Annotated in this window: 22 protein-coding genes; 14 read left to right on the forward strand and 8 right to left on the reverse strand. The window is 60.5% G+C overall.

The annotated features are described in order from the left end of the window. Positions 1 to 24: 24 nt before the first annotated feature. The 3 genes from HB633_RS04700 to HB633_RS04710 are packed head-to-tail and all read right to left on the reverse strand — an operon-like array spanning position 25 to position 2,873. Positions 25 to 828: an ABC transporter ATP-binding protein gene (locus HB633_RS04700; RefSeq protein WP_213776897.1), complete on the reverse strand. Its 804-nt coding sequence runs from the start codon at positions 826 to 828 to the stop codon at positions 25 to 27. 3 nt (positions 829 to 831) lie between these two features. Next, a complete protein-coding gene (locus tag HB633_RS04705; protein ID WP_213776898.1) occupies positions 832 to 1,866 on the reverse strand; it encodes an aromatic ring-hydroxylating dioxygenase subunit alpha in 1,035 nt (344 codons plus the stop codon). A gap of 26 nt (positions 1,867 to 1,892) precedes the next feature. Continuing rightward, positions 1,893 to 2,873, reverse strand: a complete 981-nt coding sequence (locus HB633_RS04710; RefSeq protein ID WP_213776899.1) for an ABC transporter substrate-binding protein — start codon at positions 2,871 to 2,873, stop codon at positions 1,893 to 1,895. A gap of 443 nt (positions 2,874 to 3,316) precedes the next feature. Between HB633_RS04710 and HB633_RS04715 the strand changes: the two genes are divergently transcribed. Continuing rightward, a complete protein-coding gene (locus tag HB633_RS04715; protein ID WP_213776900.1) occupies positions 3,317 to 4,339 on the forward strand; it encodes a substrate-binding domain-containing protein in 1,023 nt (340 codons plus the stop codon). On the opposite strand, the gene HB633_RS04720 is transcribed toward HB633_RS04715, so the two are convergent. Genes HB633_RS04720 through HB633_RS04730 form a run of 3 tightly spaced genes read right to left on the reverse strand, consistent with a single transcriptional unit; the run spans position 4,334 to position 7,549 of the window. Further along, positions 4,334 to 5,188 (reverse strand): aldo/keto reductase, encoded by an 855-nt coding sequence (locus tag HB633_RS04720; RefSeq protein WP_255580747.1) that lies wholly within the window; start codon positions 5,186 to 5,188, stop codon positions 4,334 to 4,336. The genes HB633_RS04715 and HB633_RS04720 overlap by 6 nt on opposite strands. Positions 5,189 to 5,199: 11 nt before the next feature. Then, entirely contained in the window at positions 5,200 to 6,426 is a 1,227-nt protein-coding gene (locus HB633_RS04725) for an MFS transporter (protein ID WP_213776902.1), read from the reverse strand. 13 nt (positions 6,427 to 6,439) lie between these two features. Continuing rightward, positions 6,440 to 7,549 carry an alkene reductase gene (locus tag HB633_RS04730; protein WP_213776903.1) on the reverse strand — a complete coding sequence of 370 codons (1,110 nt, stop codon included), beginning with the start codon at positions 7,547 to 7,549 and terminating at the stop codon, positions 6,440 to 6,442. A 177-nt stretch (positions 7,550 to 7,726) separates the two neighbouring features. On the opposite strand from HB633_RS04730, the gene HB633_RS04735 reads away from it, so the two are divergent. Together HB633_RS04735 and HB633_RS04740 are read left to right on the forward strand one after the other, a co-directional pair. Beyond that, on the forward strand, positions 7,727 to 8,611 hold the full coding sequence (locus HB633_RS04735) for a LysR substrate-binding domain-containing protein (RefSeq protein WP_213776904.1): 885 nt from the start codon (positions 7,727 to 7,729) through the stop codon (positions 8,609 to 8,611). 132 nt (positions 8,612 to 8,743) lie between these two features. Continuing rightward, the gene (locus tag HB633_RS04740) at positions 8,744 to 9,868 is read left to right on the forward strand and encodes a Gfo/Idh/MocA family oxidoreductase (protein ID WP_346730262.1); all 1,125 of its coding nucleotides are present in this window, start codon (positions 8,744 to 8,746) and stop codon (positions 9,866 to 9,868) included. A 136-nt stretch (positions 9,869 to 10,004) separates the two neighbouring features. Here the strand turns inward: HB633_RS04740 and HB633_RS04745 are convergent, their stop codons facing one another. Next, entirely contained in the window at positions 10,005 to 10,799 is a 795-nt protein-coding gene (locus HB633_RS04745) for an SDR family oxidoreductase (protein WP_213776906.1), read from the reverse strand. Between the two features lie 106 nt (positions 10,800 to 10,905). On the opposite strand from HB633_RS04745, the gene HB633_RS04750 reads away from it, so the two are divergent. The 8 genes from HB633_RS04750 to HB633_RS04785 all read left to right on the forward strand — a co-directional run bounded on the left by HB633_RS04750 (position 10,906) and on the right by HB633_RS04785 (position 19,542). Continuing rightward, complete coding sequence (locus HB633_RS04750; protein ID WP_255580748.1) at positions 10,906 to 11,466, forward strand: MarR family transcriptional regulator; 561 nt, start codon at positions 10,906 to 10,908, stop codon at positions 11,464 to 11,466. A 224-nt stretch (positions 11,467 to 11,690) separates the two neighbouring features. Further along, on the forward strand, positions 11,691 to 12,635 hold the full coding sequence (locus tag HB633_RS04755; protein ID WP_213776908.1) for a substrate-binding domain-containing protein: 945 nt from the start codon (positions 11,691 to 11,693) through the stop codon (positions 12,633 to 12,635). A 10-nt stretch (positions 12,636 to 12,645) separates the two neighbouring features. After that, positions 12,646 to 13,434 carry an ATP-binding cassette domain-containing protein gene (locus tag HB633_RS04760; RefSeq protein WP_255580749.1) on the forward strand — a complete coding sequence of 263 codons (789 nt, stop codon included), beginning with the start codon at positions 12,646 to 12,648 and terminating at the stop codon, positions 13,432 to 13,434. A gap of 1 nt (position 13,435) precedes the next feature. Further along, complete coding sequence (locus tag HB633_RS04765) at positions 13,436 to 14,437, forward strand: ABC transporter permease (RefSeq protein ID WP_255580750.1); 1,002 nt, start codon at positions 13,436 to 13,438, stop codon at positions 14,435 to 14,437. Positions 14,438 to 14,440: 3 nt separating this feature from the next. Then, a complete protein-coding gene (locus HB633_RS04770) occupies positions 14,441 to 15,526 on the forward strand; it encodes a phosphotriesterase-related protein (protein WP_213776909.1) in 1,086 nt (361 codons plus the stop codon). Positions 15,527 to 15,601: 75 nt separating this feature from the next. Next, a complete protein-coding gene (locus tag HB633_RS04775; RefSeq protein WP_213776910.1) occupies positions 15,602 to 16,360 on the forward strand; it encodes a glutamine amidotransferase in 759 nt (252 codons plus the stop codon). Between the two features lie 90 nt (positions 16,361 to 16,450). Beyond that, complete coding sequence (locus tag HB633_RS04780; RefSeq protein ID WP_213776912.1) at positions 16,451 to 18,880, forward strand: penicillin acylase family protein; 2,430 nt, start codon at positions 16,451 to 16,453, stop codon at positions 18,878 to 18,880. A gap of 182 nt (positions 18,881 to 19,062) precedes the next feature. Beyond that, a complete protein-coding gene (locus tag HB633_RS04785; protein ID WP_213776914.1) occupies positions 19,063 to 19,542 on the forward strand; it encodes a DUF2501 domain-containing protein in 480 nt (159 codons plus the stop codon). 83 nt (positions 19,543 to 19,625) lie between these two features. Here the strand turns inward: HB633_RS04785 and HB633_RS04790 are convergent, their stop codons facing one another. Then, positions 19,626 to 21,491 (reverse strand): ABC transporter ATP-binding protein, encoded by a 1,866-nt coding sequence (locus tag HB633_RS04790; protein WP_213776916.1) that lies wholly within the window; start codon positions 21,489 to 21,491, stop codon positions 19,626 to 19,628. A gap of 477 nt (positions 21,492 to 21,968) precedes the next feature. Between HB633_RS04790 and HB633_RS04795 the strand changes: the two genes are divergently transcribed. From HB633_RS04795 to HB633_RS04805, 3 genes are read left to right on the forward strand one after another with little or no spacing between them, the layout of a single operon-like run. Then, positions 21,969 to 22,553 carry an RNA polymerase sigma factor gene (locus HB633_RS04795; RefSeq protein ID WP_213776917.1) on the forward strand — a complete coding sequence of 195 codons (585 nt, stop codon included), beginning with the start codon at positions 21,969 to 21,971 and terminating at the stop codon, positions 22,551 to 22,553. Continuing rightward, positions 22,550 to 22,993, forward strand: a complete 444-nt coding sequence (locus HB633_RS04800; RefSeq protein WP_213776919.1) for a hypothetical protein — start codon at positions 22,550 to 22,552, stop codon at positions 22,991 to 22,993. The genes HB633_RS04795 and HB633_RS04800 overlap by 4 nt, the downstream gene beginning before the upstream one ends. Beyond that, the gene (locus HB633_RS04805) at positions 22,990 to 23,463 is read left to right on the forward strand and encodes a periplasmic heavy metal sensor (RefSeq protein ID WP_255580751.1); all 474 of its coding nucleotides are present in this window, start codon (positions 22,990 to 22,992) and stop codon (positions 23,461 to 23,463) included. The genes HB633_RS04800 and HB633_RS04805 overlap by 4 nt, the downstream gene beginning before the upstream one ends. The last annotated feature ends 19 nt before the right edge of the window (positions 23,464 to 23,482 follow it).

Here is a 23,482-nt window from a genome sequence, read left to right on the forward strand (position 1 = left end):
CAGACGTAAGCGCTGGACTGGTCATCATTGCACTCCTTCAATGGCGCGATGTGCGTCGCTGATGAGATCGGAGAGCGTCTTGCAATGCTGCATGAACGGCGCGGATACGCGATACGCATCGTCGCGCACGGCCGGACCGTCGATCACCACCTCAGCGATAACTCTCCCTGGCCGTGCCTGCATCACCACCACGCGCTCCGACAGATACACCGACTCGTAGATGCTGTGCGTGACGAACACGACCGTCATGCCGCGCTTCTTCCACAGCGTGCGCAGATCGCTGTCGAGCTTGTTGCGCGTGAACTCATCGAGGGCGCCGAAGGGTTCGTCCAGCAGCAACAAATCGGGCTCGGTAACAAGCGCACGCGCAAGCGACGCCCGCATCTGCATGCCGCCCGACAACTCGCGCGGGCGCACCTTGCCGAAGTTTTCAAGGCCGACGTTTGCAAGCGCATCGGCGACGCGGGTATCGGCTTCACGTCTCGGCACGCCCGCAAGATCGAGTGGCAAACGCACGTTATCCGCGATGCTCGCCCACGGCATCAACGTTGCTTCCTGGAAGACCATCGACATGCGGCGGCCGGCCGAACCGACTGTAGCGAAAGGCTGATTCCACCAGCGCATATGTCCGTGCGTCGGTGTCTCGATACCCGCAAACATCTTCAGCAAAGTGCTTTTTCCGCAACCCGAGGGTCCGAGCAGCGAAACGAAATCGCCTTGAGGAATCGTCAACCGCACGTCTTCCAGCGCGACCGTGCCGTTTGCATAAATCTTGTCGACCCGCTGCACCGAGAGCGCAGAGGCGGCGTTAAAAGGATCGGCGTTCATGGTTCAGTCCTCCGTTGCAATGCGAAACACTTCCCTCTCCCCGTGCTCGTCGAGCAGCTTCAAGAGCATACGGCGCATCAGCAGACCCGGCTGATCCGACGCCATGTGACACTCCTGCTGACGACGTATATCGATACACGCGTCATAGTCGGTCGCTTCCAGGATCTCACGGTCTTCGTCGGTGATGGGACGGTCCCAGTCGATCAACTCCTGCGTGGAACATGCCTCTTCGCTGTCGTTTCGATAAAGCCATTGCACGAGCATCATGGTCTTGTCGTCGATAGGCGTCGCGCAGTTGTAGATGATGTGATGCACGCCGCTTGCGGGATACATGCAGCCAAAGCGCCGCGAAAAAGGCATGAACCAGCGGTTCACGAGATGCCGTTCGGTGACGTCGTCGGTCGTGCCGGTGATGCGAAAACTTGCTTGCGGATTGCGAATGGGCACATGCGTCTCAGCCTCGAAGCCCCATTCGTTGGGACGAAATTCGTACTTTGACGGTTGCGGGCTATTGAAGAGACCGAAGTTCGATTTATGCACGAAGCTGAAATGCGAGTTGTCGAACGAATTCTCCATCATGCGCAGCGGACTCGTATTCCACTGCTCGTAGAACTGCAGGATGCGTCGGTAACCCGGCGTGAATTCTTCGGGAAATTCAGGAATCGGTTGCAAAGGATCTTCGAGTGCAACCCACGCATAACCGTAACGCTCCTCGCATCGGAACGATTCGACAATGGCCCGCGACGGAATCTCACCGCCCGCGTTCTGCGGGATTTTCACGCATTGCCCGGTGCAGTCGTAAGTCCATCCGTGATATCCGCAGGCGATGTTGCCATCGGCATCCACGAAGCCTTTGGAGAGCTTCGCGGTTCTGTGACAGCACCGGTCGCGCAGTGCATGAGGCTTGCCGCCCGCGCCTTTCCACAGCACGATACCCACGCCCAGCAGCGTGAAGGGCTTGGGGCTATCGTCGAGATCCGACATGGGCATGATTGCGTACCAGAAGCGGCGCAGGACTTTTTGTCGTGTAACGAGCATGATTCGATTCCCTTTATAAACGCCGCTTACGGCATGACCTTCGCGGTCTGGATGTATTGCAGCGTGTACGCGCTCTTGTAGTCGGTGCTAGCCTTCAAAAGCTTCGCGCCGACCATGTAGTCGTAGGTCTTTTTCCAGCGGGCATCGGTCATGGCGCCAATGCCGAGCGCGCCGGCGTCACCGCCGGTGACCAGCTTGAGTTTCTTCAGTTGCGCGACGCCGAATGCGAGCTGCGCATCGGTCATATCCGGGTTGTCTTTCTTGATCAGTGCGTTGCCCGGAGCGGGATTGGCGAGATAACTTTTCCAGCCTTCCATCGATGCCTTTACGAAACGCGCGGTCACGTCAGGCCTTTCGGCGAGCGTCTTGCGCAAGCCGACAATGGTCGTGTTGTAGGGCGGATAGCCGTCGTCGGCGAAGAGGAAGAAGTGGGTCTTTACATGCGCCTGATCCGCCTGGAACGTCTCCGACGACGGATACGCCTGCATCGCCACATTCGGGTCGACGAAGAATGGCTGCAGGTTGAATGTGTAGGGGCGCGTCTGGCTATCGGTGTAACCGTATTTGGATTTTAGCCACGGCCACCAGCTCGTCCTGCCCGCACCCGCGACGAGGATCGTCTTGCCTTTGAGATCGGCGAGATTCTTTACATCGTCGTGAACGAGCATGCCTTGCGGATCGAATTGAAACGATGCCGCCACCGTCGTGACCGGAATCCCCGCCTCCACGCTCGATAACACCTGGAAGTCATAGCCAAGGATGAAATCCGCCTGCCCGCCAACAAGTAATTGCATGCCGTTGACTTGCGGGCCGCCCATCTTGATGGTGACATCGAGACCGGCTTGCTTGTAAAGCCCGGTAGCCAGCGCTTGATAAAAACCGCCGTGCTCGGCTTGTGCGTACCAGCTTGTGAGCACTGTGACGGAATCAGCGGCGTGAACGGTAGAACCAAGAATAGTGCTTGAAACAAGCACTGAAAGTTGAAGGAAGCGACGCAGGACACGCATGTTTTGACTCCGCGAGTGAACGTGGGGAGCCAGCTACAACGCTCGAACGTGACCTTGATACCCGATACGCACAACAAGGGGAGATGTCGGGGCAACAACACACACGCTCCTTGTTGAGCGAGATCGGACGATCCCGTTCAAACGTCGACGCTGGTCGACGTGGGCGCACGATGCGCCCCAAGAGCAATGCCCCATGCTGGTGGAAAACGAAGACACCAGACACTAGCCGCTTCTACTCTGTAATGTCTCTAAGCGAGTTTTATGCCAATGGTTCCACGTGGCATCGGCGTGATGAGCGCGTGATGCCAACGTGCACCACGCACCTGTGCGATGCGCGTTCGCACCGCCAGAGTGCTCACAGATGCCGTAGCAGCGAACGCCATGACGAACCCACGCGTTACACTACGCCCGAACCCAGCGCCCAACCTGCGTGGAAACCCCAAGTGGCAAAAGTCTCTACCATTCGCGATGTTGCCGAACTGGCGGATGTATCGAAAGCAACCGTTTCGCGATACCTGAACGGCAGCCTCGTGCTTCCGCCGGACACGGCCAAACGCGTCGATGACGCCGTGCTCGCACTCAACTATCGTCAGAACAGCCTCGCCCGGCGGCTCAGCCTTGGAAGCAGCGAGACCATAGGCCTCGCCATGCCGGAGGTCGCGAATCCGTTTTTCGCCGAACTCGCCGACGCCGTGGAAGAAGCTGCATCGGCAAGCGGTTATGGCCTCGCGCTGTGCATCACCCGCAACAAGCTCGAACGCGAGGCGCTCTATTTGCGCTGGCTGGACACGCGCCATCTCGACGGCCTGATCTTCGCCACGAATCGTCCGGACGATGGATCGCTGAGAAAGCTCATGGGCGAGCGCGCGAACATCGTGCTCGTGGATGAAGACGTGCCGGGCGCGGATGTGCCGCGTGTTTTCGTCGATAACGTCGAGGGCGGGTATCAGGCAACGCGCCATCTGCTCGATGCCGGGCACAAGCGGATCGCGCACGTAACCGGGCCTGAAGCGCTCTTCACCGTGCAGGAACGGCTGGAAGGATACAAGCGTGCACTCGCCGAAGCGCAAGTTCGATTCGACCCGAAGCTCGTGCATTTCGGTTCGTACGACCGCGCTTTTGGGCGCGAGATAGGCACCAGGTTGATCGCGAGCGCGAAGCCGCCGACCGCCTTGTTCGCGACCAGCGATTACATCGCGGTCGGCGTGCTCGACGCCTTGCGCGAACGCGCGCTGAGCGTGCCGGACTATATGTCGATAGTCGGCTTCGACGACATGGAGTTTGCCAACCTTCTCATGCCCGCAATTACCACGGTGCGCCAGTCGGCCGCCGAACTCGGGCGCATGAGCGTGGCGCTGCTGGTATCGATGCTGACGAGCGACGCAACGTCCAATCCTGCTGTGCATCGGCTGCCGGTGCGGCTGATCGAGCGTGCATCGGTTGCACCGCCGCGCGCGGGTTCATAGCGCTTGCCGGCGCCCTTCTGTGGCGCGATCGAGTTCACAGAACTCCTGGTCGGAAAGCTCGATCAACCTGGCGGCGACGTTATCAAGAAGATGCGCGACCTTCGATGTTCCTGGTATCGGCAGCATGACCGGACTGCGCTGCAACAGCCATGCAAGAGCAATCTGCCCGACGCGGGCGTCATGGCGACGGGCGATCGCATCAAGCAACGATCCCGGCCGGGTCAACTCCCCCGCGGCCAACGGATACCACGGAATGAAGCCAATGCCATGAGCCGTGCAAAAATCCAGCACGTCTTCGCTCCCGCGATCGCCCAGATTGAAGCGATTCTGAACCGTCGCCACCTTGAAGTGTTTGGACGCGGCCTTGATGTCGGCCACGCAGACTTCGCTCAGGCCCGCATGGCGGATCACGCCGGTATCGATGAGATGACGTACCGCGCCGAATTGTTCATCGCGCGGCACGGCGGGATCGATCCGATGCAGCTGCCACAAACCAATCTGTTCGACTCCAAGCCGGCGCAAACTGCCATGCGCCTGCCCGATCAGATGCTCGGGCCGACCTTGCGGTTCCCATCGGCCGGGACCCGTGCGCACAAGCCCGGCCTTCGTCGCGATCAGCAGCCCGGCGCAATATGGATGTAGCGCCTCGCGGATCAATTCTTCTGAAACGCCCGGGCCGTAGGAGTCGGCTGTATCGATGAAATCCACGCCGAGTTCAGGCAGGCGCCGCAGCACGCGGATGGCTTCGGCGTGATCGGCGGGCACACCCCAGACGCCCGGCCCCGTAATGCGCATGGCGCCGAATCCGAGTCGCCGGATCTCGGTCTCGCCGCCAATGCTGAATGTCATGCGCGGGTTCGTCATGCAGGGCACGCGGCCGGCGTTCCCCGCGCCTTGACCAGATACCGGCCGATACTGACCGTCAATCCCAGCGCCGCGATCTCGCAGAACGCTGCAACCCAGCCGAGGTCGCTCACCGACGCAATACTCAAAATGATAGAACCGAGCGCGGCGCCCAGCGAGAAACCAAGGTACATGAATGAAGCATTCAGCGACAGCGCGATCGGCGTGCCACGCAATCCGGCGATTCCAATCAGCCCCGCTTGCTGCGCCGGATAGAAGCACCAGTGCGCGATCCCCCACGCCACCACACCAACGATTACAGGAACCAGCGCCAGCGACGGAGACAACCAGTGCGCGCTCGCCGACATCATCGAGAAAGCAACTATCGATACCGCCAGGCAAGGAATGATCACGCGCCGCGAGCCGAGTCGATCCACCGCCTTCCCGCCGATGAACACCCCGACCGCTGCCGAGACGCCCCACGTGAACAACACGTATCCGATCTGCGCGCCATGCAGCTCCGTCGTCCTGGCAATGAATAGCGCGAGATAGGTATAGATCGTATAGGCGCCCATCGCCCACAGCGTAGTGACAAGTAAGGTCATCAGCACGACCGGCTGGCGCGCGATATCGATACGTTCACGCAAGGTGGCCGTCGGCAGTCCGGCGCCAATCGAACGTGGCAGGCCGAAAAGCAGGCCGGCGGTCGCCGCGGCGGAAAGCGCGGCAACGCCTGCAAACGTCATGCGCCAGCCGAGCCGGTCACCGATCACCGCGCCCAGCGGCACACCAAATGCCACCGCGATGGTGATCCCGCCGTTCACAATGGCGAGCGCCGTGCCGCGCCTTTCCGGACCTGCGATGGCACCCGCCAGCGCGTTTGCGCCGGGAACGTATAGGCCGGCAGCAGCCGCGAGCACGATGCGCGCCGCCATCAATTCCCAGTAATTTTGGGCGCCCCACGCAAGTATGTTCGCGACAGCAAACGCCGAGAGCGCCGCGATCATCAGCGTGCGCCGATGAAACGCGCCGGTCAGCGCCGTCAACACGGGCGAACTGAACGCGTAGGCCAGCGCAAACACCGTGACCAGCTGACCCGTCGCAACAATGCTGGTATGCAGATCGGCGGCCATATCGGGCAACAAGCCGGCGATCATGAAGCTCTCAGTGCCGACTGTGAACGTACCGAGCGCCACCCAGTAAAGCGGTGCAAGGGACGCGGAAGACGTGGATGAAGAGTTCACGATCGGCTCCCGGTTACGCGATCACGGCTTCGCCGCTATAGAACGGATAGTCGGTATAGCCAACGTCCGTGCCGCCAAAGAACGTGGGGCGGTCATACGGATTGAGCGGCAACTGAAGGCGCAGGCGTTCAGGCAAATCCGGATTGGCGATAAAGTCGCGCCCGAACGCCACGAGGTCGGCATCTCCCGCCTGAAGAACGGCTTCGGCTGTTTCGGCCTTGAAACCGCCAGCCGCGATGATCACGCCTTTGTAGTGCTTGCGGATCAGTTGTGCGGCAACCGGGTTCGGGTCCTTGCTGTCGTCATCGACATTGCCGAGCACGCGCGGCTCGATCAAATGGATGTAAGCCAGGTTCAGCTTGGCCAGTTCCTCTGCTACGTACGTGAAAAGACCTTCCGGATTGCTGTCGGACATATCGCCCCACGTGCCGCTCGGTCCAAGACGCACGGCCACGCGGTTGCTGCCCCAGACCGAAATGACCGCACGCGTGACTTCCATCAGGAAGCGCGCACGGTTTTCGAATGAACCACCGTAGATGTCCGTGCGCTTGTTGCTGCCGTCCTGAAGAAACTGATCGAAAAGATAGCCATTGGCTGCGTGCAATTCGACGCCATCGAAACCGGCCTCTTTCCCACGCGCCGCAGCGGCGCGGAATTGCTCCACCAGTTCCGCAATCTCGGGCAAGGTCAGCGCTCGGCTCGGCGTGTTCGGAATCCAGCCCGCTTCGGTATAAGCCACGCCACCGTGCAGCACGGCGGACGGCGCGACCGGCTCACCGCCGTCCGGTTGCAACTGGCTATTCGATTGACGTCCAGCGTGATAAAGCTGCAGGAACATGTGGCCGCCCTTGGCATGCACGGCGTTGGTGATGTGCTTCCAGCCGGCGATCTGGCTGTCGTCGTACAAACCGGGCGCGCCCAGATAACCGTTGCCGTTGGGTGCGGCGATGGTGGCTTCGCTGATCAGGAAACCGCCTTCCGAGGCGCGCTGGGCATAGTACTCGGCCATCAGCGGACCGGGCTTTGCGCCTTCTTCGGCACGCATGCGGGTAAGCGGCGCCAGCACGACACGATGTGAAAACTCAAAAGGACCGACTTTTACTGCGGAATGAAGTTTGGACATGACTCTCTCCAGAATGGTGGGCTGCCGGTATTGATCGACCGCGGGTGTTTCGACCTTGGATGAGAGTGTAGGAACTGAACGGAAGAAGAAAAATGGGCTAAGGTTCCGAATATATTGGACAGAAAAGTCCTTAATCGGCTTTGAGTGGTCGCCGGCAATATTTCTCGGGATACGGTTATGGACAGCCTTGGCGGTATTTCGATGTTCGTGCAGGTGGCAGACACCCGCAGCTTCACCGAGACCGGACGGCAGTTGGGGCTATCGTCGTCGGCGGTGGGCAAAAGCATTGCGCGGATGGAGGAGCGCCTTGGCGTGCGGCTTTTTCATCGCAGTACGCGCAGCATCACCCTGACCGCCGAAGGCACGCTGTTTCTTGAGCGATGCCGGCGCATTCTGGGCGAAGTCGAAGCGGCCGAAGCCGAACTGTCCGATGCCGCCGGCAGTCCGCGCGGCCGCTTGCGCATCAGCACGCCGCAGTTGTCCGGACTCATCATGCCCGCGCTGGACGGCTTCATGGCGCAGTATCCGGACATCGAACTGGATATCGATTTGTCCGATCGCATGGTCGACATCATTGAAGAAGGCTTCGATACGGTGATCCGCACCGGAGCGCAGCACGATTCGCGGCTGGTGTCGCGTCGCCTGGGTTCTTGTGGACAGGTGCTGGTCGCTTCGCCCGGTTATCTGCAGCGGCGCGGCGTGCCTTCGCATCCTTCGGAACTTCTGAATCACGCTTGCCTGCTGCATAAATTTCCCGCAACGGGCAAGCTCGAACGCTGGCCGTTTCAGCTCGCCGCATCGGAAGCGGAACCCGAGTTGCCACAGACGTTCGTGAGCAACACGATCGAAGTCCTCAGTTTTCTGGCGCTTCAGGACAAGGGCATTACCTTCCTGCCAACCTTCATTGTTCGCGACGCCCTTGCCAGCGGCGCGCTACAGGTCGTGCTCGACGATTACATCAACCAGACCGTCACCTTCTGGATCCTGTGGCCGGCGAGCCGTTATGCGTCGCCGAAGCTGCGGGTGTTCATCGATTACATCAGTCAAAATCTGAAGATCTAGCCCGCCACGCGCGCTTCGGACACCGATGTCCGCAATGTTCGGAATCGCAGCCCGTTTATCTTTAATCCCATCGCTCCTACGATGCCTCCTGTCGCCACGCAGTGTCTGCGCGGCCTAACGCAGGAGTTTCTCGTGAACGATAGAAAGATTGGCGTAGGTGTCATCGGCCTTGGCCATTGGTCGGAATATGGGCATCTGCCTTCGCTCAAGCAGCTCCCCGATTACCAACTAATCGCCATCCATAGCCGCAGCGCCGACAAGGCAGCACATCTCGCCGAACGGCACGGCTTCAAATACACGGCGGCTTCGGTGCATGAGCTGGTATCGAATCCGAAAGTCGATCTGGTGCTCGTGCTCACGCCTGCGTTCCAGCACGAAGAAGGTGTGCGCGCCGCCATCGAGGCAGGCAAGGACGTCTACTGCGAGTGGCCGCTTACGCCGGACGCGGGTTTATCGAAGGAGTTGCTTGAGCTCGCCGATAAAGCCGGCGTCCGTACGATCGTCGGCTTGCAGCGGCGGCTGAATCCGGGTTATCGCTACGTGCGTGATCTGCTGGATCGCGGGGATATCGGCCATATACGTTCCGTGCGCCTTCATGTCAGCGTGGAGTACTTCCAGCGCGAACGCCCCGCTTCGATTTACTACACCATCCCCGAAAAAAACTTCTCGAGCCTGCTGCCAATCTATGGCGGTCACTTCCTTGATGCGTTGTTCACGACGATAACCGGCTTTCCAACAAGCCTCTCTGCGCTCACCGTCAATCAGTTCAAGGAGGTCACGCTGGTGGAAACCGGCGAAACCTTGCCGCACACGAATGAAGATCAGGTCGTGCTCGCGGGAACGTTCGCAAACGGCGCCGTGCTGAGCGTTCATCTAGAGGCTGGCAAACGCAACAACTATGGCGTGCAGCTCGACATCACGGGCAGCAAAGGCGATTTGAAGATCACGAACACGTCCAGCTTCGGCGATACGTTCAACCGCATCGAAATTGCACGAGGCGATAGCCAGCCGATGACTACGCTTGTGGTTCCTTCCGAGTACGAGTGGTTGCCTTCAGGCGAACTGGGAGGAAGCGTGGTCGAGCTGGCGAGCTTGTACGCGGCTCACGCCCGCGACGTGAAAACGGGGTCAACGCTCGCGCCGGCGTTCGCTGACGCAATCCGGATGCACGAGTTGATTGAACAGATCACTGAATCCAATCGGACCGGCAAACGGGTTGACTTGTCGTTCAGTAATCCAATGGATTCTTCTCGCTAGAGATTTTTTCTATCAAGAAAGCCAGCAACGGAATTACTCCCGTTCGCAGTAATCGCGCTGCTGCGAACGCGCTGCGCCCTTCGCCCCGAAACTTCGATAAAGCACCGGAGCGAAGCGTCACGTACAGCGGACGCGGTCAACCGATCTTGTAGCGCGGCGCCGGTTTGCCGACCTGCGTTGCGGCAAACAATGCGGCGCGGGCGGCATCGTATTTGTCCCACAGACCTGCATCGGCAACCGAAGGCCAGGTCACGGATTCGCCTTGGTCCAAACCGGCCAGCGCTGCATCGACCAGGTTTTCAGTCGTCATCACCGACTCCTTTTGCAGCGCCGAAAGCGGGATGCCCGACTCATCCCAGATTTCCGTTGCCGTCGATGCAGGAAGGACAAGCTGAACCTTCACGCCGGTTTCCGCAAGCTCCAGCTGTAGTCCGCGTGTGTATTGCAGAACGAAAGCCTTGGTGCCGCTGTAGACCGAGCTGACGGGCAGCGAATGGATGGCCAGCACAGAAGCAATGTTGACAATCACGCCTTCATTTCGCGACACGAACGCCGGCAACACCGCCTGGGTCAATCTGGTAAGCGCGGTGATGTTGAGCGCGATTTGCGCACCGGTGTCGTCTGCGGAGGACTGGGCGACAGGACGCAGCCGCGCGAGGCCCGCATTGTTGATCAAAATATGAACCGCGGGATTCGTGGCGAGCATCGTTTCAACTTTTGCGAGATCGATGTCTTTCGTCAGGTCCGCAACGATTGAATGGACCTTGACGCCATGTGCCGCCGATATCTTCGAGGCAAGTGTTTCGAGCCGGTCGGCGCGCCGCGCAACCAGAACAAGGTCATAGCCGCGCGCAGCGAGGCGCTCGGCATAGACCGCGCCAATACCGGACGACGCGCCGGTTACCACCGCAACTTTCCGAGAAATAGTCATGTGACGCTCCTTTAGTTTGGTACTCAACTATAATAATTGAGGGCTCAAGTATATAGCCAGACGTCTGCCTCTTGTCAATAGTGCAGTACTCAACCATCCTATGGGTATGCGAAAAAAACTTGATTCGCCGGCGATCGCAGACGATCTGGACCGGCCAGCTACAGACGAACTCGATATCCTCGGCGTGCTCGCCTGCACGAACACGGCGCTGCGGCGCGCTGCTCGCAGGTTGGGCCAGCTTTACGACGATGCGTTAGCGCCGCTGAATCTCAAAGCCACCCAGATTGGTCTGATGGCGGAAATAGCGCGGCTTTCGGCGAGCGGCAGCGAAACGGGACCGACATTGCAAGACCTCGCGGCGAAACTGGCAATCCAGATCTCGGCGCTGACGCACGCGCTCAGGCCGCTTGTGCGGGATGGGCTTGTTGAATTGCAACCGGACGCCGAAGACAGGCGCATCAAACATGGCGTTCTCACTCGCCTTGGGAAGAAGCGCCTATCGGAAGCGTTGGTGTACTGGTCGGAAGCCAACAATCGCGTGGAAGTCGTCCTGGGAAGCGGCACAGCCGCAATGCTGCGAGCGCTCGCGGACAACGTGGCGTCCGACGAGTTTCTAGCTGCCTACAACGGCGAAGACCTCGTTCAAAACGATACCGGCCATCGGTAGGTCAAGAGTCGTAATCGCTGAACACCAGTACCTCCCCGTACTTTCCCGCATCTTTTTTTGAAAAGATTGACAGCCCAATACTCGCGGTTTAATTTTTATAAACCGGTTTACAAGCGGGCGGCGCAATGTCGGTTGCGCCCACGAAGTCTTCCTTTAATTCACCGGCCGCGCGGCTTTCAATGACCGTACAGAAAACGGCCGGATCAACCAGGAAAGGGATTCCGATGAGCGCAGCACTGCATTTCCGCCGCATGACCGCCGTCCTTGTGGGCGCTTCCCTGCTCGCCTTCGCTGGCGTGGCCGCGGCCGCCGGCAAAAAGATCGCCATGGTGCAGATCAACCAGGAGGCGCTCTTCTTCACGCAGATGGACCAGGGCGCGCAAGCCGCCGCGAAAGCCGCGGGCGTCGAACTTGCCATTTTCAATTCGAACAATGATCCGAGCGCGCAGAACAGCGCCATCGAAACATATATCCAGCAGAAGGTCGATGCGATCTTGGTCGTCGCCATCGACGTGAACGGGATCAAACCCGCGATTACCGAAGCCAAGAAAGCGGGCATTCCGGTGGTGACCATCGACGCAATCGTCGATGGCGACAACGCGGTGCAAGTCGGTGTCGATAACAAGAAGGTCGGCGAGGACATCGGTAAGTACACGGCGAATTACATCAAGACGAACTTGGGCGGAAAGGCGACCATCGGCGTAGTGGGTGCGCTTAATTCGTTCATTCAGAACGTGCGGCTGGACGGCTTCAAGGCGGGCATAGCGTCGGTGCCGGGCGCGAAGATCGTTTCCACCGTCGATGGACAAAACGTGCAGGACACGGCTCAAACCGCCGCCGAAAACCTGATCTCCGCAAACCCGAATCTGCAGATCGTTTATGCAACCGGCGAACCCGCGTTGATCGGCCTCGTTGCGGCGACATCGGCGCAAGATGCAACCAGCCGCGTGAAGATCGTCGGATGGGATTTGAGCGCGCAGGCCATCAAAGGTATTGATGCGGGTTTTGTCGCGGCCGTCGTGCAGCAGGACCCCGAAAGCGAAGGCCGCGTCGCCGTGAACTCCGCGCTGAAACTCATCAACAAGCAGCCGGTCGAGAAAAACATCTCGGTGCCGGTGACGATCGTGACGAAGGCGAACGTCGGCAAATACCGCGCGGTGTTCAAGTAAGGAGAAGTCGATGCAAACCGATGCCGCCATCCCACGCGTACGCATGGAAAACATCACCAAGAGCTACGGCGCCGTGCAGTCACTGCGCGGCGTCAACCTGCACGTCATGCCGGGCGAAGTGCTCGGCCTCGTTGGTGACAACGGCGCGGGTAAATCAACGGTATCGAAGGTATTGTCGGGCGCTGTGGTTCCGGACGGCGGCAGCATCGAAATCGACGGCAAGCGGGTGCATTTCACCGATCCCGGCGACGCCCGCGCGCATCACATCGAGATGGTCTATCAGGACTTGTCGCTGTGCAATACCGTCGATGTCGCCGGCAATCTCTTCCTCGGCCGTGAACCGATGCGACGCATCTGCGGCGTGTCCGTACTCGATCATCGCAAGATGCATTATGAAGCGCGCGACATGCTGAACAACCTCGGCATTCGCATTCCGAGCACGAAGCTCGATGTCGAAAACCTCTCGGGCGGACAGCGTCAGGCCATCGCGATTTCGCGGGCGGTATCGTTCGATCCGAAAGTGCTGATCATGGACGAACCCACCGCCGCGCTCGCCGTCGCCGAAGTCGAAGCGGTGCTCGACCTCGTGCGCACGATCAGCGCGCGTGGCGTGAGCGTGATCCTGATCAGTCATCGGCTGCAGGATCTGTTTCTGGTGTGCGACCGTATCAGCGTGATGTACGAAGGGCAGAACGTGGCGGACCGGAAGATCGGCGAAACGAATCTGGAAGAGATCGTCGATCTGATCGTCGGCCACAAATTCAGCGCGCGCTCGGCTCGTGCGCTTGCGGAGAATTGACATGGAACTCGCCATGCACGACAAGTCCAAGGCGCCGCGCCTGCCGCTCAAACACATGCTCGGCCGCAATGCGGGCGTGGCGAGTATCGCGGCGTTTTTTCTTGTCTGCGCCCTCGCCTTCACGTTCACCACGAACACGTTTCTCACGACCGGCAACCTGCTCAACGTGCTGCGTCAAAGCGCGCCGCTTCTGATCGTCGCCACGACAATGACGCTGGTCATCACAACGGGCGGCATCGATCTGTCGATAGGGTCAACGCTTGCGCTTGTCGGCGCGGTATCCGCGATTGCGTTGCGCGCGGGCGTGCCGGGGATCGTCGTGCTGCTCGGCGGTCTTTCGCTCGGCGCGATCATCGGCGCGATCAACGGGTACTTCATTGCGTTCGCGGGCATGCCGGCGTTTATCGTGACGCTGGGGACGTTGTCTGTGGTGCGCGGCATTGCATTGCTCATCACACAAGGCTTCTCCGTACCGATAGAAAACGACGGCTGGTTCGTCGAACTCGGACGCGGGAGGATTCTCGGCATGCCGACGCCCGCGGTGATCGCGATCGTCACGTTGCTTGCAGGGTTCGTCACGCTTCGGCATACGCGTTTCGGTCGGTACGTGACAGGCATCGGTACGAATGCGGAAGGCGTGCGTCGCGCGGGCGTCAACGTGCGCAGCGTCACCATGAAGGTGTATGTGCTGAGCGGCGCGGCGGCGGCGCTTGCCGGACTTATCACCACGGCGCGCCTGGGCAGCGGTTCATCGAATCAAGGCGTGGGCTTCGAGCTTGCGGTAATCGCCGCCGTCGTGCTTGGCAGCACCGACCTCTTCGGCGGACGAGGGACGATCCTCGGCACGGTGCTCGGTGCATTGACCATCGCCGTGCTTGGCAACGGGCTGATCCTCATCAACGTCTCGCCGTTCTATACGCAGATCATTCAAGGCGCGATCATGCTGCTCGCGATCTGGCTCAACACGCGGATCTTTTCGCCGCAACGGCGCAAGAAAGGCTAAACGATGAGTTCGATTTTTCGCCACGACGGCTCATTGCCGATAGGCACGCGAAGCGGCCACGTGATGACCGTGCTCGGACCATTGCCGGTTTCGAAGATGGGCGTCACGCTGATGCACGAACATATCTTGCTGGATGCATCGGGCAAATGGGTACCGCCCGCCTGCTGCGGCGACAGGTTTATCGGCGAGCAGAAAGTGCACATCGGCATACTCGGCGCGCTGCGCATGAACCCGCTGATGAACCGCGACAACTGCCAGCTTTTCGATGCCGATGTCGCCGTCGAGGAACTCATGCGCTTTCGCGAACTCGGCGGCGAGACGGTGATCGATCCGACCAATCTCGGGCTTGGCCGCGATCCCGCCGCGCTGCAAAAGATTGCGCGGCGCACGGGGTTGAACATCGTGATGTCGACGGGTTTTTATCTCGAGCCTTCGCATCCGGAATATGTGAAGCACAAGTCCATCGATGAACTCGCGGCGCAACTGATTTTCGATGTCGGCGGCGCCGATGAAAAACCCGACGTCCTCGCGGGCATGATTGGCGAGAATGGGGTCTCGGCCGCGTTTACTGCCAGCGAGGAAAAGTCGTTACGCGCCGCCGCACGCGCCAGCGCCGCAACGCACGTGCCTTTGTCCGTGCATCTCCCGGGCTGGGTGCGGCATGGGCATCGCGTGCTCGACATCGTGGAAGAGGAAGGCGCGGACCTGAACCACACGGTTCTGTGTCACATGAACCCGAGTCATATGGATGTCGATTACCAGCACACGCTCGCCAGACGGGGTGCATGGCTCGAATACGACATGATCGGCATGGAGTATTTCTATGCCGATGAAAACGCTCAATCACCATCCGACGAAGAGAACGCGCGCGCGATCAAGGCGTTGATCGATGCAGGTTTCATCGACCGGATTCTGATGTCTCAGGACGTGTTCATGAAGATCATGCTCACGCGTTTCGGCGGTCATGGCTATGGTTACATCCTCAAGTATTTCGTGCCTCGTTTGCGGCGTCACGGTGTGACGAACACGCAAATCGAAACCATGATGATCACCAATCCGACGCGAGTTTTTTCGGCAGATAACCAATAGCAAAACGTTGTGGACCGGTTCCACCTGCGCTGCATGCCGCCGACACGGCCTGCAGCGCGTTCAAGGAGCAAACGCATGACCAAGTCTGTTCTGCTCGCCGGTGAAAGCTGGGCGAGCATGTCGATGCACGTCAAGGGCTTCGACCAGTTTCCGACCGCGACGTATCACAACGGCGCGACGATCTTCCTCGATATATTCAAGGACAGTGACTATACGATCACGCATATGCCAAGTCACGAAGCGCAGGAGATGTTCCCTTCCACGCTCGAAGGCCTGCTTGCTTATGACGCGATCATCCTGTCGGACATCGGCGCAAATACGCTGTTGCTGCATCCGAACACGTGGATCAAGAGCGAACGCACGCCGAACCGTCTCAAGCTGTTGCGCGATTATGTTGCGTCGGGCCGCGGCCTGATGATGATCGGTGGATACCTGAGTTTTCAGGGCATCAACGGCAGCGCGCGGTTTCGCAACACGCCGGTGGAAGAAGTGCTGCCCGTCACGTGCCTTCCCTACGATGACCGCGTGGAGGTTCCCGAAGGCTTCAACGCTGAAGTCGTCGCGTCGCATCCTGTGGTCGAAGGACTCGGAACGCAATGGCCGCACTTGCTCGGCTACAACGAAGTGCAGCTCAAGCCCGGCGCAACGTTGATCGCGTCCGTTCCTGAGACCGGACATCCGTTACTTGTTGCCGGCACGCATGTAAAAGGCCGCACGCTGGCATGGACAAGCGATATGTCGAGTCACTGGTTGCCACCCGAGTTTTCCGCATGGGAAGGCAACGCGCGCTTGTGGACGAATTGCCTCGACTGGCTGACATCGGGCGATCGCTGACCGGCGCGCTTCACGCCGCTGCAACTATAGCCGTGCTATGGTCTTTCGTCGTCTATCCGATCGTGACGGCGATAATTCATACCATGTGCAATGAACCGTCCGAGCCTAACTCTGAAGAGACGCTGTTTCGTCTCGCTGATCGCATTTTTTTGCCTCCTGCTGCTGACGATCGTGGTGGCGGGAGTCGCAGGCTGGGTCACTTTACGCGGCAGCCTCGCGCAACTCGACGGCTCGCACGCAACGTCGGCTTTGTCCGCGCCGGTCAGCATCGAACGTGATGGGCTCGGCGTGCCGACCATCAAAGGCAGCACGCGCGATGACGTCGCTTTCGGCACGGGCTTCGTGCAAGCGCAGGATCGCTATTTCCAGATGGATCTGCTGCGCCGCGTGGCCGCCGGCGAGATGTCGGAGCTTGTTGGACCCGGGGCGCTCGAACTGGACCGGCGCAACCGGCCGCATCGATTTCGCGAACGTGCGCGCAAGGCGTTCAACGCCCTGCCCGCCCTACAGCGCCGACTGATCGAGCATTACACGGCCGGCGTCAATGAAGGGCTTGCGGCGCTGACATCGCGTCCGTTCGAGTACTGGGTGCTGCGCACGCCGCCCGCGCCATGGCGTCCGGAAGACACGCTCCTGGTGGTGTACGCGATGTACTTCGATCTTCAATCCGACGAAGTCCGCCACATCCTGTCGCGCGCCGCGTTGCGCGAACGCGTGCCGGCCGACCTGTTTGCGTTCCTGCTGCCCGCAACGAGCCATTGGGACGCACCTTTCGACCTGGCCACGCCTTCCAGCGATCCACTCCCCACGCCGCCCGCAACGCGTCCGGGCTGGTTGCAGGTACCGAAGGACTCCCAGCACAGCAGCATCACGCTCACGGATTCCATGATCGGCAGCAACGGCTGGGCAGTCGATGCCGCCCACAGCGCGCATGGCGGCGCGATCCTCGCAAGCGACATGCATCTCGGTTTGTCGTTGCCGAACATCTGGTACAGGATGTCGTTGACCTGGCCCACAGCCACTGGCCAGTCGCGCCACATCACGGGCGTCAGTTTTCCCGGCGCGCCGCTCGTGATCGCCGGGAGCAACGGACAGATCGCGTGGGGATTCACGAACAGCTACGGCCGTTTCATCGATCTGATTGCGTTGCAGCGCGATCCCGCCGATCCGCTCGCATATCGCGTTGCAGGCGGCACGTCGGCGCGTGCGACCGTTGTTCATGAGCGCATTCTGGTAAAGGGTGGAACGCCCGTGGACTTGCCGGTCGTGGAAACGCAATGGGGCCCGCAGATCGTCGTGGACTCAAAAGCCTATGCGCTGCGTTGGGCCGCGCACAATCCCGAAGCCGTCAACCTGAACCTTCAGCAACTGGAAGACGCCACGAACGTCGCGGACGCGCTCCACGCCGCGCAAATCAGCGGCATTCCCACGCAGAACTTCATGGTCGCGGATTCGCGCGGCGAGATTGGGTGGACGCTGGCCGGACCGCTGCCCAAACGCGATACAACGATCGACCCGTCCACGGGCCCCTTGAGCGACTTGCCGTTCGATTCGGCGACCTATCGCGGATGGCAAGGCTACCTCGCCCCCGATGCCTATCCGTCGCGCGTCAGCCCGCCGCTTGGGCGGCTCTGGAGCGCGAACAACCGGACCTTGCCGCTCGAACAGGCCGCAATCGCAGGCGATGCCGGCGCCGACCTCGGCGCGCGTGCATCGCAGATTCGCGATGACCTGTTCGCGCTTTCACACGCCACGGAACGCGACATGCTCGCCATCCAGACCGATGACCGCGCGCGATGGATCGAGATCTGGCGCGGCATCGCCCTCTCGGCGCTCGATGCCGACGCGCTGAACAATCATCCGCAACGCGCGGAATTCCGTCGGCTGGTCGAGACATGGAACGGTCGCGCAGACGCCGATGCAAGCGGCTACCGCCTCCTGCGCGCGTTCTACTTTTCTCTCTACGATGCCTGGTTCGGAAAGCTCGACACGGACCTCGCCGCAGCCGGTCCGCAACTCGGCTATCGCGCCGCGAGTTCGCGTTATGACGCCGTGATGGAGGCGCTCGCCACCCATCGTGCATGGGTGCCGGATGGTTTTGCCGACTGGCGCGCTTTCGTGCTCGACCGGATCGATCGCGCGATCGCGCAACTGCCGCCAGACACAAAACTCGCCGATGCAACCTGGGGCGAGCGCAATCGCGCGGTTATCGAGCATCCGTTCGCACGGCTCGTGCCGGCGTGGCTTCCGTGGGTGCGCGACTGGCTCGGCGCACCGCACGACGGCTTGCCGGGCGACTTCAACATGCCGCGCGTGCAAGCGCCGTCATTCGGCGCGTCGGAGCGGATGATCGTGTCGCCGGGACGCGAACGGGACGGCATCTTCGAGATGCCCGGCGGCCAGTCGGGCAATCCGTTGTCACCTTTTTTTCTGGCAGGGCATGAAGCCTGGGTTCATGGCGAAACAACACCGTTCTTGCCTGGAAAAACGCTGCATCGGCTTGAACTGATACGACATTAGAAATTGCGCACAGCTTTACTTCGGACTATGTACCTGTATTTCTGGAAGTGTCATGCGGAACCAATGCACCGATTACGTCCTCTGAACCCTGCGTGAGCGCAAACAAGCCGCGTTCTGATCGGGCTTCGCACACGAAAGGCACTATATTAGAGGTTCGTTTTTGTTATCTGAAGGAGTACCGCATGAAATTCCGCACAACCCGAAGCACCATTGCAGGCATCGCAATCGCGCTGTCATTGCCTTTGTTATCGATGTCCGCCGCGAACGCGCAGCTTGGCAACCTGCTCAAGGGAGGCGGCGGTTCTGACGGTTCATCGAGCGGACTCAGCAGCTTAGGCAGCATGGGCAGCGCGCTCACCGGCCAATCGGTGACATCCGGCAGCACCAGCAACGTGGCGGGCGTGCTGCAGTTCTGCATCAAGAACAACTATGTCAACGCCAACAGCGCGTCGACCGTCAAGGATTCGTTGATGAGCAAGCTGGGCGGCACGTCGGCGGCATCGCAGGACAGCGGTTATACCGACGGCGCGAACGGTCTGCTGAAAAGCAGCAACGGCAAGCAAGTCGACCTGAGCGGCGGCGGTTTGAAAGAACAGGTCACCAAGCAGGTTTGCGACAAGATTCTCTCGCAAGGCAAGTCGCTGATCGGCATGGGCAAGTAAGTAACGTAAGGTTTAAAAGCGCTGACGGCTAATGGCAAAAAAACGGTCCCGATTTTCTCGGGACCGTTTTTTTTTGCTTTACCTCATTCGCCTAACGCCAGCGTTGGATCGCCAATATAACCGCTCTCCTTGACCAGCACGGGTTCATCGAACTCCTTCATCAAGCCGAGCGCCTGGCGTTCATACAGCCGCCGATACAACCCGTTGTCAATCTGGATCAGCTTGTCGTGGCTGCCCTCTTCGGCAATGCGGCCTTTGTCGAGCACGAGCAGCCGGTCCAGCGCGCGCACCGTCGAGAGCCGGTGCGCCACTACCAGCGTGGTCCGGCCAACCATCAGCCGTTCCATGGCTTGCTGGATCAGCACTTCGCTTTCGCTATCGAGGCTCGACGTTGCTTCATCGAGGATCAGCACGGGCGCATCCGCGAGGAAGGCGCGCGCTATTGCCACGCGCTGACGCTCACCGCCCGACAGCTTGATGCCGCGCTCGCCCACCAGCGTGTCGTAACCCTGCGGCAACCTGGCGATGAAATCATGCGCGCTCGCAAGTCTTGCCGCACGTTCGATTTCAGCGCGCGTCGCGCCCGGCTTCGCATACGCGATGTTCTCCGCAAGCGACCGGTGAAACAGCACCGGCTCCTGCTGCACGATCGCGATCTGACCACGCAGCGACGCTTGCCGCACATCGGCAATATTCTGCCCGTCAATGGTGATCTTCCCACCAGAGACATCGTAAAGACGTTGGATGAGCTTGATCAGCGTGGTCTTGCCCGAGCCCGAATGCCCAACCAGTCCAACGCGCTCTCCCGGCGTGATATGCACCGAGAAATCGTCGTAAAGCGGCGTTGTGTGGCCGTCGTAGCAGAACGTCACATGATCGAAACGAATCTCGCCCTTGCTGATCGCAATCGGTCCCGCACCCGGCTTGTCTTCGATACCCAAAGGTTGCGCCTCCAGCGACACGAGCTCTTCCATGTCGTTCACCGAACGCTGCAAGTTGCGCACATGCATGCCGATTTCGCGCAAATAGCCCTGCAGCATGAAGAACATGGTGAGCGTGAACGTGATGTCGCCGACGCTCGCCTTGTCGGCATTCCAGAGCAGCAAGGCCGCGCCGAGAATGGCCACCTGCATGAGCACCAGCATGCCGCCCTGCACGCCGCCGTTGATCGTGCCGCGCGCCCACGTGCGTTTCGTGCGATGCCGCCACTTGCCGATCACCCGCGCAAGCCGCGCCTCTTCACGCGTTTCCGCGCCGAAGGCCTTGACCACCGTATTGCAGCTCACCGCGTCCGCCAGCGCGCCGCCCATGCGCGTGTCCCACGCGTTGCCGAGCCGTGCGGCAGGCGCGACAAATCCCAGCGACAACGCCACCGTCACGCCGATATAAACCAGCGACCCGATCCCCACCACCACGCCCATCACGGTCCAGTGCGCGCCGAGCAGCGCTGTTGCGCCGACCAGCATGACCACCGAAGGCAACAGCGCAATCAACAATGTGTCATTAAGCAAGTCGAGCGCCCACATGCCGCGCGTGATCTTGCGCACGGTCGATCCGGCGAAGCTGTTGCCGTGCCAGTCGGTGGAAAAGCGCTGCACGCGATGAAACGCATTGGCGGCAATCTCGCTCATCATCCGCAACGTCAACGCAATGATGTTCATGAACACGAGCTGGCGCAAAAGCGTGGCGCTCAAGCCCAGCGCGGCCAGCGTGCAGAACGCGGTAACGGCTGCTTCCCATGCGAGCGCCTTGCCACTCGCGCCGGCGGCGAGTGCATCGACAAGACGTCCCGCGAAAAGCGGCGTCAGCACGTCCGCAAGCGCCGCCAGCAACGCGAGCGTGACGATTGCAACAATCCGCCAGGGCTGGTTGCCCCAATGAACCACGGTGAAACCAAGAACGTCCTTGAACGCCCGGCCGCCGAAATCGAGTTTTTTTGTATAGGCCATTTGCCACAGCTCGTGGCGCGAAACGCCGCGAAGCTATCCAGTCGAAATGAAAATAGAGCGACAGCCAAAGCGCGCCTATGTACAAGGCGAACTGATCAGGGACTGTCTGGAATTGGCGCGGGCTTCAATGCCTGCGCGGACGGCGACTCAGATACGTCGCTGCGTCGAGGAAAAGACAGCGCAAGGGAGAGCGATAGCCATTGGGTACATATGGTGCCTCCCTTTGAGAGATGAACTGCGGTGAAGGATTGAACTCGGGGGTCCAACTAAGTCCCGATTTTATCAGGCGTATGCGATCCTTGCCAACACCCGCGACGAACTTTCGGCCGGGTCCTCCAGCCCGTAAAAAAGTAAAAACTGCGCGACAGATTTTCGATGCACGCACGTTTAACGATCCGAAAAGACGTTAACGTATCGGGCGCGCCATGCTCCGTGCCCGGCGCCGGCTGTCCAACATGTGGGGCGGGATTCAGCACATTGAACGAAGAAGATCCGGACGCGGGCCTCCTGGCCCGCATAGACGACGAAGAACCGGGCGCAGTTCGCGAGATGGTCGCGCGCAAGCTGCCGCGCCTGCTCGCGCTCGCGACGCGCATGCTGGGCGACCGTGACGAGGCGAGCGACGTGGCGCAGGAAGTGTTCATCCGCATCTGGAAGCAGGCATCGAGCTGGCAGCGCGGGCAGGCGCGTTTTGATACGTGGTTGCATCGCGTGGCGCTGAATCTTTGTTATGACCGCTTGCGCCGCCGCCACGAAGTTCCGCTCGACGACGACATTCCGGAGCCCGCCGATCACGCGCCGCTCCCGGAAGATCAACTCGACGATACCGCCCGCAGCGCGCGCATCGCCGCCGCGCTCGCGGGGCTGCCGGCGCGCCAGCGCGAGGCGTTGGTATTGCAGTACTACCAGGAACTACCGAATGTCGAAGCCGCTGCCGTGATGGGCATCAGCGTGGACGCGCTGGAAAGCCTCCTCGCGCGGGCACGCCGCACCTTGCGCAGCCGTCTTGCCGCCGAGCGCGACAACCGCGGCGAGCATGTATTTGGAAAGGAACGCCGATGACCCCCGAACGTTTTCGCCACCTCACCGATGCCTATGGCGCAATCCCCGAGCATTGGCCGGAAGCCGAACGCGCCGAGGCGCAGGCGCTGGTCGCGCAACGCGACCCCGAAACGCTGGCCGCGCTCGCCGATGCCAGTTCGCTCGATATGCTGTTATCGGCACACGGCGTTGCGGCGCCCGGAAACGACCTGATCCGGCGCATCGTGGAATCGTCGCCGGCGGGTTCGTCGACGAGAAAACCAGTATGGAAAAAACCGAACTGGTGGCTTTCGGGCGCGGGATTCGTCGGCGTGGGCGTGGCGGGAATTGCGGCCGGCGTCCTGGTCATCTCGCTGGCCACCTCTTTTTCGGGCGCGGCCGGCGGTCAGCCAAGTTTCTTCGATCAAACCGGTGAAAGCACCGTTTTCAGCAGCAACACGTCCGACTGGAGCGATCAATGACCATGCCGGTTAAAAGGCTCAAGACGCTGCTGGTCGTATCGGCGGTGCTCAATATTTTCTTGCTCGGCACAATTGCCGGCGGCACGTACCGGTGGATAGAAAAGCAGAAAGCCGATGCAATCGCACAGCAACGCGGCCTGCGTTTCGCCGCCGCCGAATTGCCTCAGGAACGCCGCGACCAACTACGCGACGCGCTCAAACAGACGCGTCGCGAAAGCCTGCCGCTGATTCTCAACGCGCGATCGGGACGCATAGATGTCGTACAGGCGCTTCAATCGCCGCAGTTCGATCGCACGGCGCTCGATGCCGCCCTCGCCCGCACGCGTGACGCCGACATGAGCGTGCGCGCGCGCGTGGAAGGCACGGTGGCTGATTTCGCCGCCACGCTTACCGCCGACGAACGGCTGAAACTCGTCGATGCATTGCAGCGTCACGGACCGCTGCACGTCGGACCCGCACCGAAAAAATAAATCGACGGATTCACGCGTG

Source organism: Caballeronia sp. dw_276 (genome assembly GCF_018449635.1).
Lineage (GTDB): Bacteria > Pseudomonadota > Gammaproteobacteria > Burkholderiales > Burkholderiaceae > Caballeronia.

Coding starts and splice junctions, on each gene's coding strand:
- HB633_RS04700 (WP_213776897.1), bottom strand. CDS start 828: ATGAACGCCGATCCTTTTAACGCCGCCTCTGCGCTCTCGGTGCAGCGG.
- HB633_RS04705 (WP_213776898.1), bottom strand. CDS start 1,866: ATGCTCGTTACACGACAAAAAGTCCTGCGCCGCTTCTGGTACGCAATC.
- HB633_RS04710 (WP_213776899.1), bottom strand. CDS start 2,873: ATGCGTGTCCTGCGTCGCTTCCTTCAACTTTCAGTGCTTGTTTCAAGC.
- HB633_RS04720 (WP_255580747.1), bottom strand. CDS start 5,188: ATGACATTCAGCATTGGCGGCGAGACCGAGATCCGGCGACTCGGATTC.
- HB633_RS04730 (WP_213776903.1), bottom strand. CDS start 7,549: ATGTCCAAACTTCATTCCGCAGTAAAAGTCGGTCCTTTTGAGTTTTCA.
- HB633_RS04735 (WP_213776904.1), top strand. CDS start 7,727: ATGGACAGCCTTGGCGGTATTTCGATGTTCGTGCAGGTGGCAGACACC.
- HB633_RS04745 (WP_213776906.1), bottom strand. CDS start 10,799: ATGACTATTTCTCGGAAAGTTGCGGTGGTAACCGGCGCGTCGTCCGGT.
- HB633_RS04750 (WP_255580748.1), top strand. CDS start 10,906: ATGCGAAAAAAACTTGATTCGCCGGCGATCGCAGACGATCTGGACCGG.
- HB633_RS04755 (WP_213776908.1), top strand. CDS start 11,691: ATGAGCGCAGCACTGCATTTCCGCCGCATGACCGCCGTCCTTGTGGGC.
- HB633_RS04760 (WP_255580749.1), top strand. CDS start 12,646: ATGCAAACCGATGCCGCCATCCCACGCGTACGCATGGAAAACATCACC.
- HB633_RS04765 (WP_255580750.1), top strand. CDS start 13,436: ATGGAACTCGCCATGCACGACAAGTCCAAGGCGCCGCGCCTGCCGCTC.
- HB633_RS04770 (WP_213776909.1), top strand. CDS start 14,441: ATGAGTTCGATTTTTCGCCACGACGGCTCATTGCCGATAGGCACGCGA.
- HB633_RS04775 (WP_213776910.1), top strand. CDS start 15,602: ATGACCAAGTCTGTTCTGCTCGCCGGTGAAAGCTGGGCGAGCATGTCG.
- HB633_RS04780 (WP_213776912.1), top strand. CDS start 16,451: ATGAACCGTCCGAGCCTAACTCTGAAGAGACGCTGTTTCGTCTCGCTG.
- HB633_RS04785 (WP_213776914.1), top strand. CDS start 19,063: ATGAAATTCCGCACAACCCGAAGCACCATTGCAGGCATCGCAATCGCG.
- HB633_RS04790 (WP_213776916.1), bottom strand. CDS start 21,491: ATGGCCTATACAAAAAAACTCGATTTCGGCGGCCGGGCGTTCAAGGAC.
- HB633_RS04800 (WP_213776919.1), top strand. CDS start 22,550: ATGACCCCCGAACGTTTTCGCCACCTCACCGATGCCTATGGCGCAATC.
- HB633_RS04805 (WP_255580751.1), top strand. CDS start 22,990: ATGACCATGCCGGTTAAAAGGCTCAAGACGCTGCTGGTCGTATCGGCG.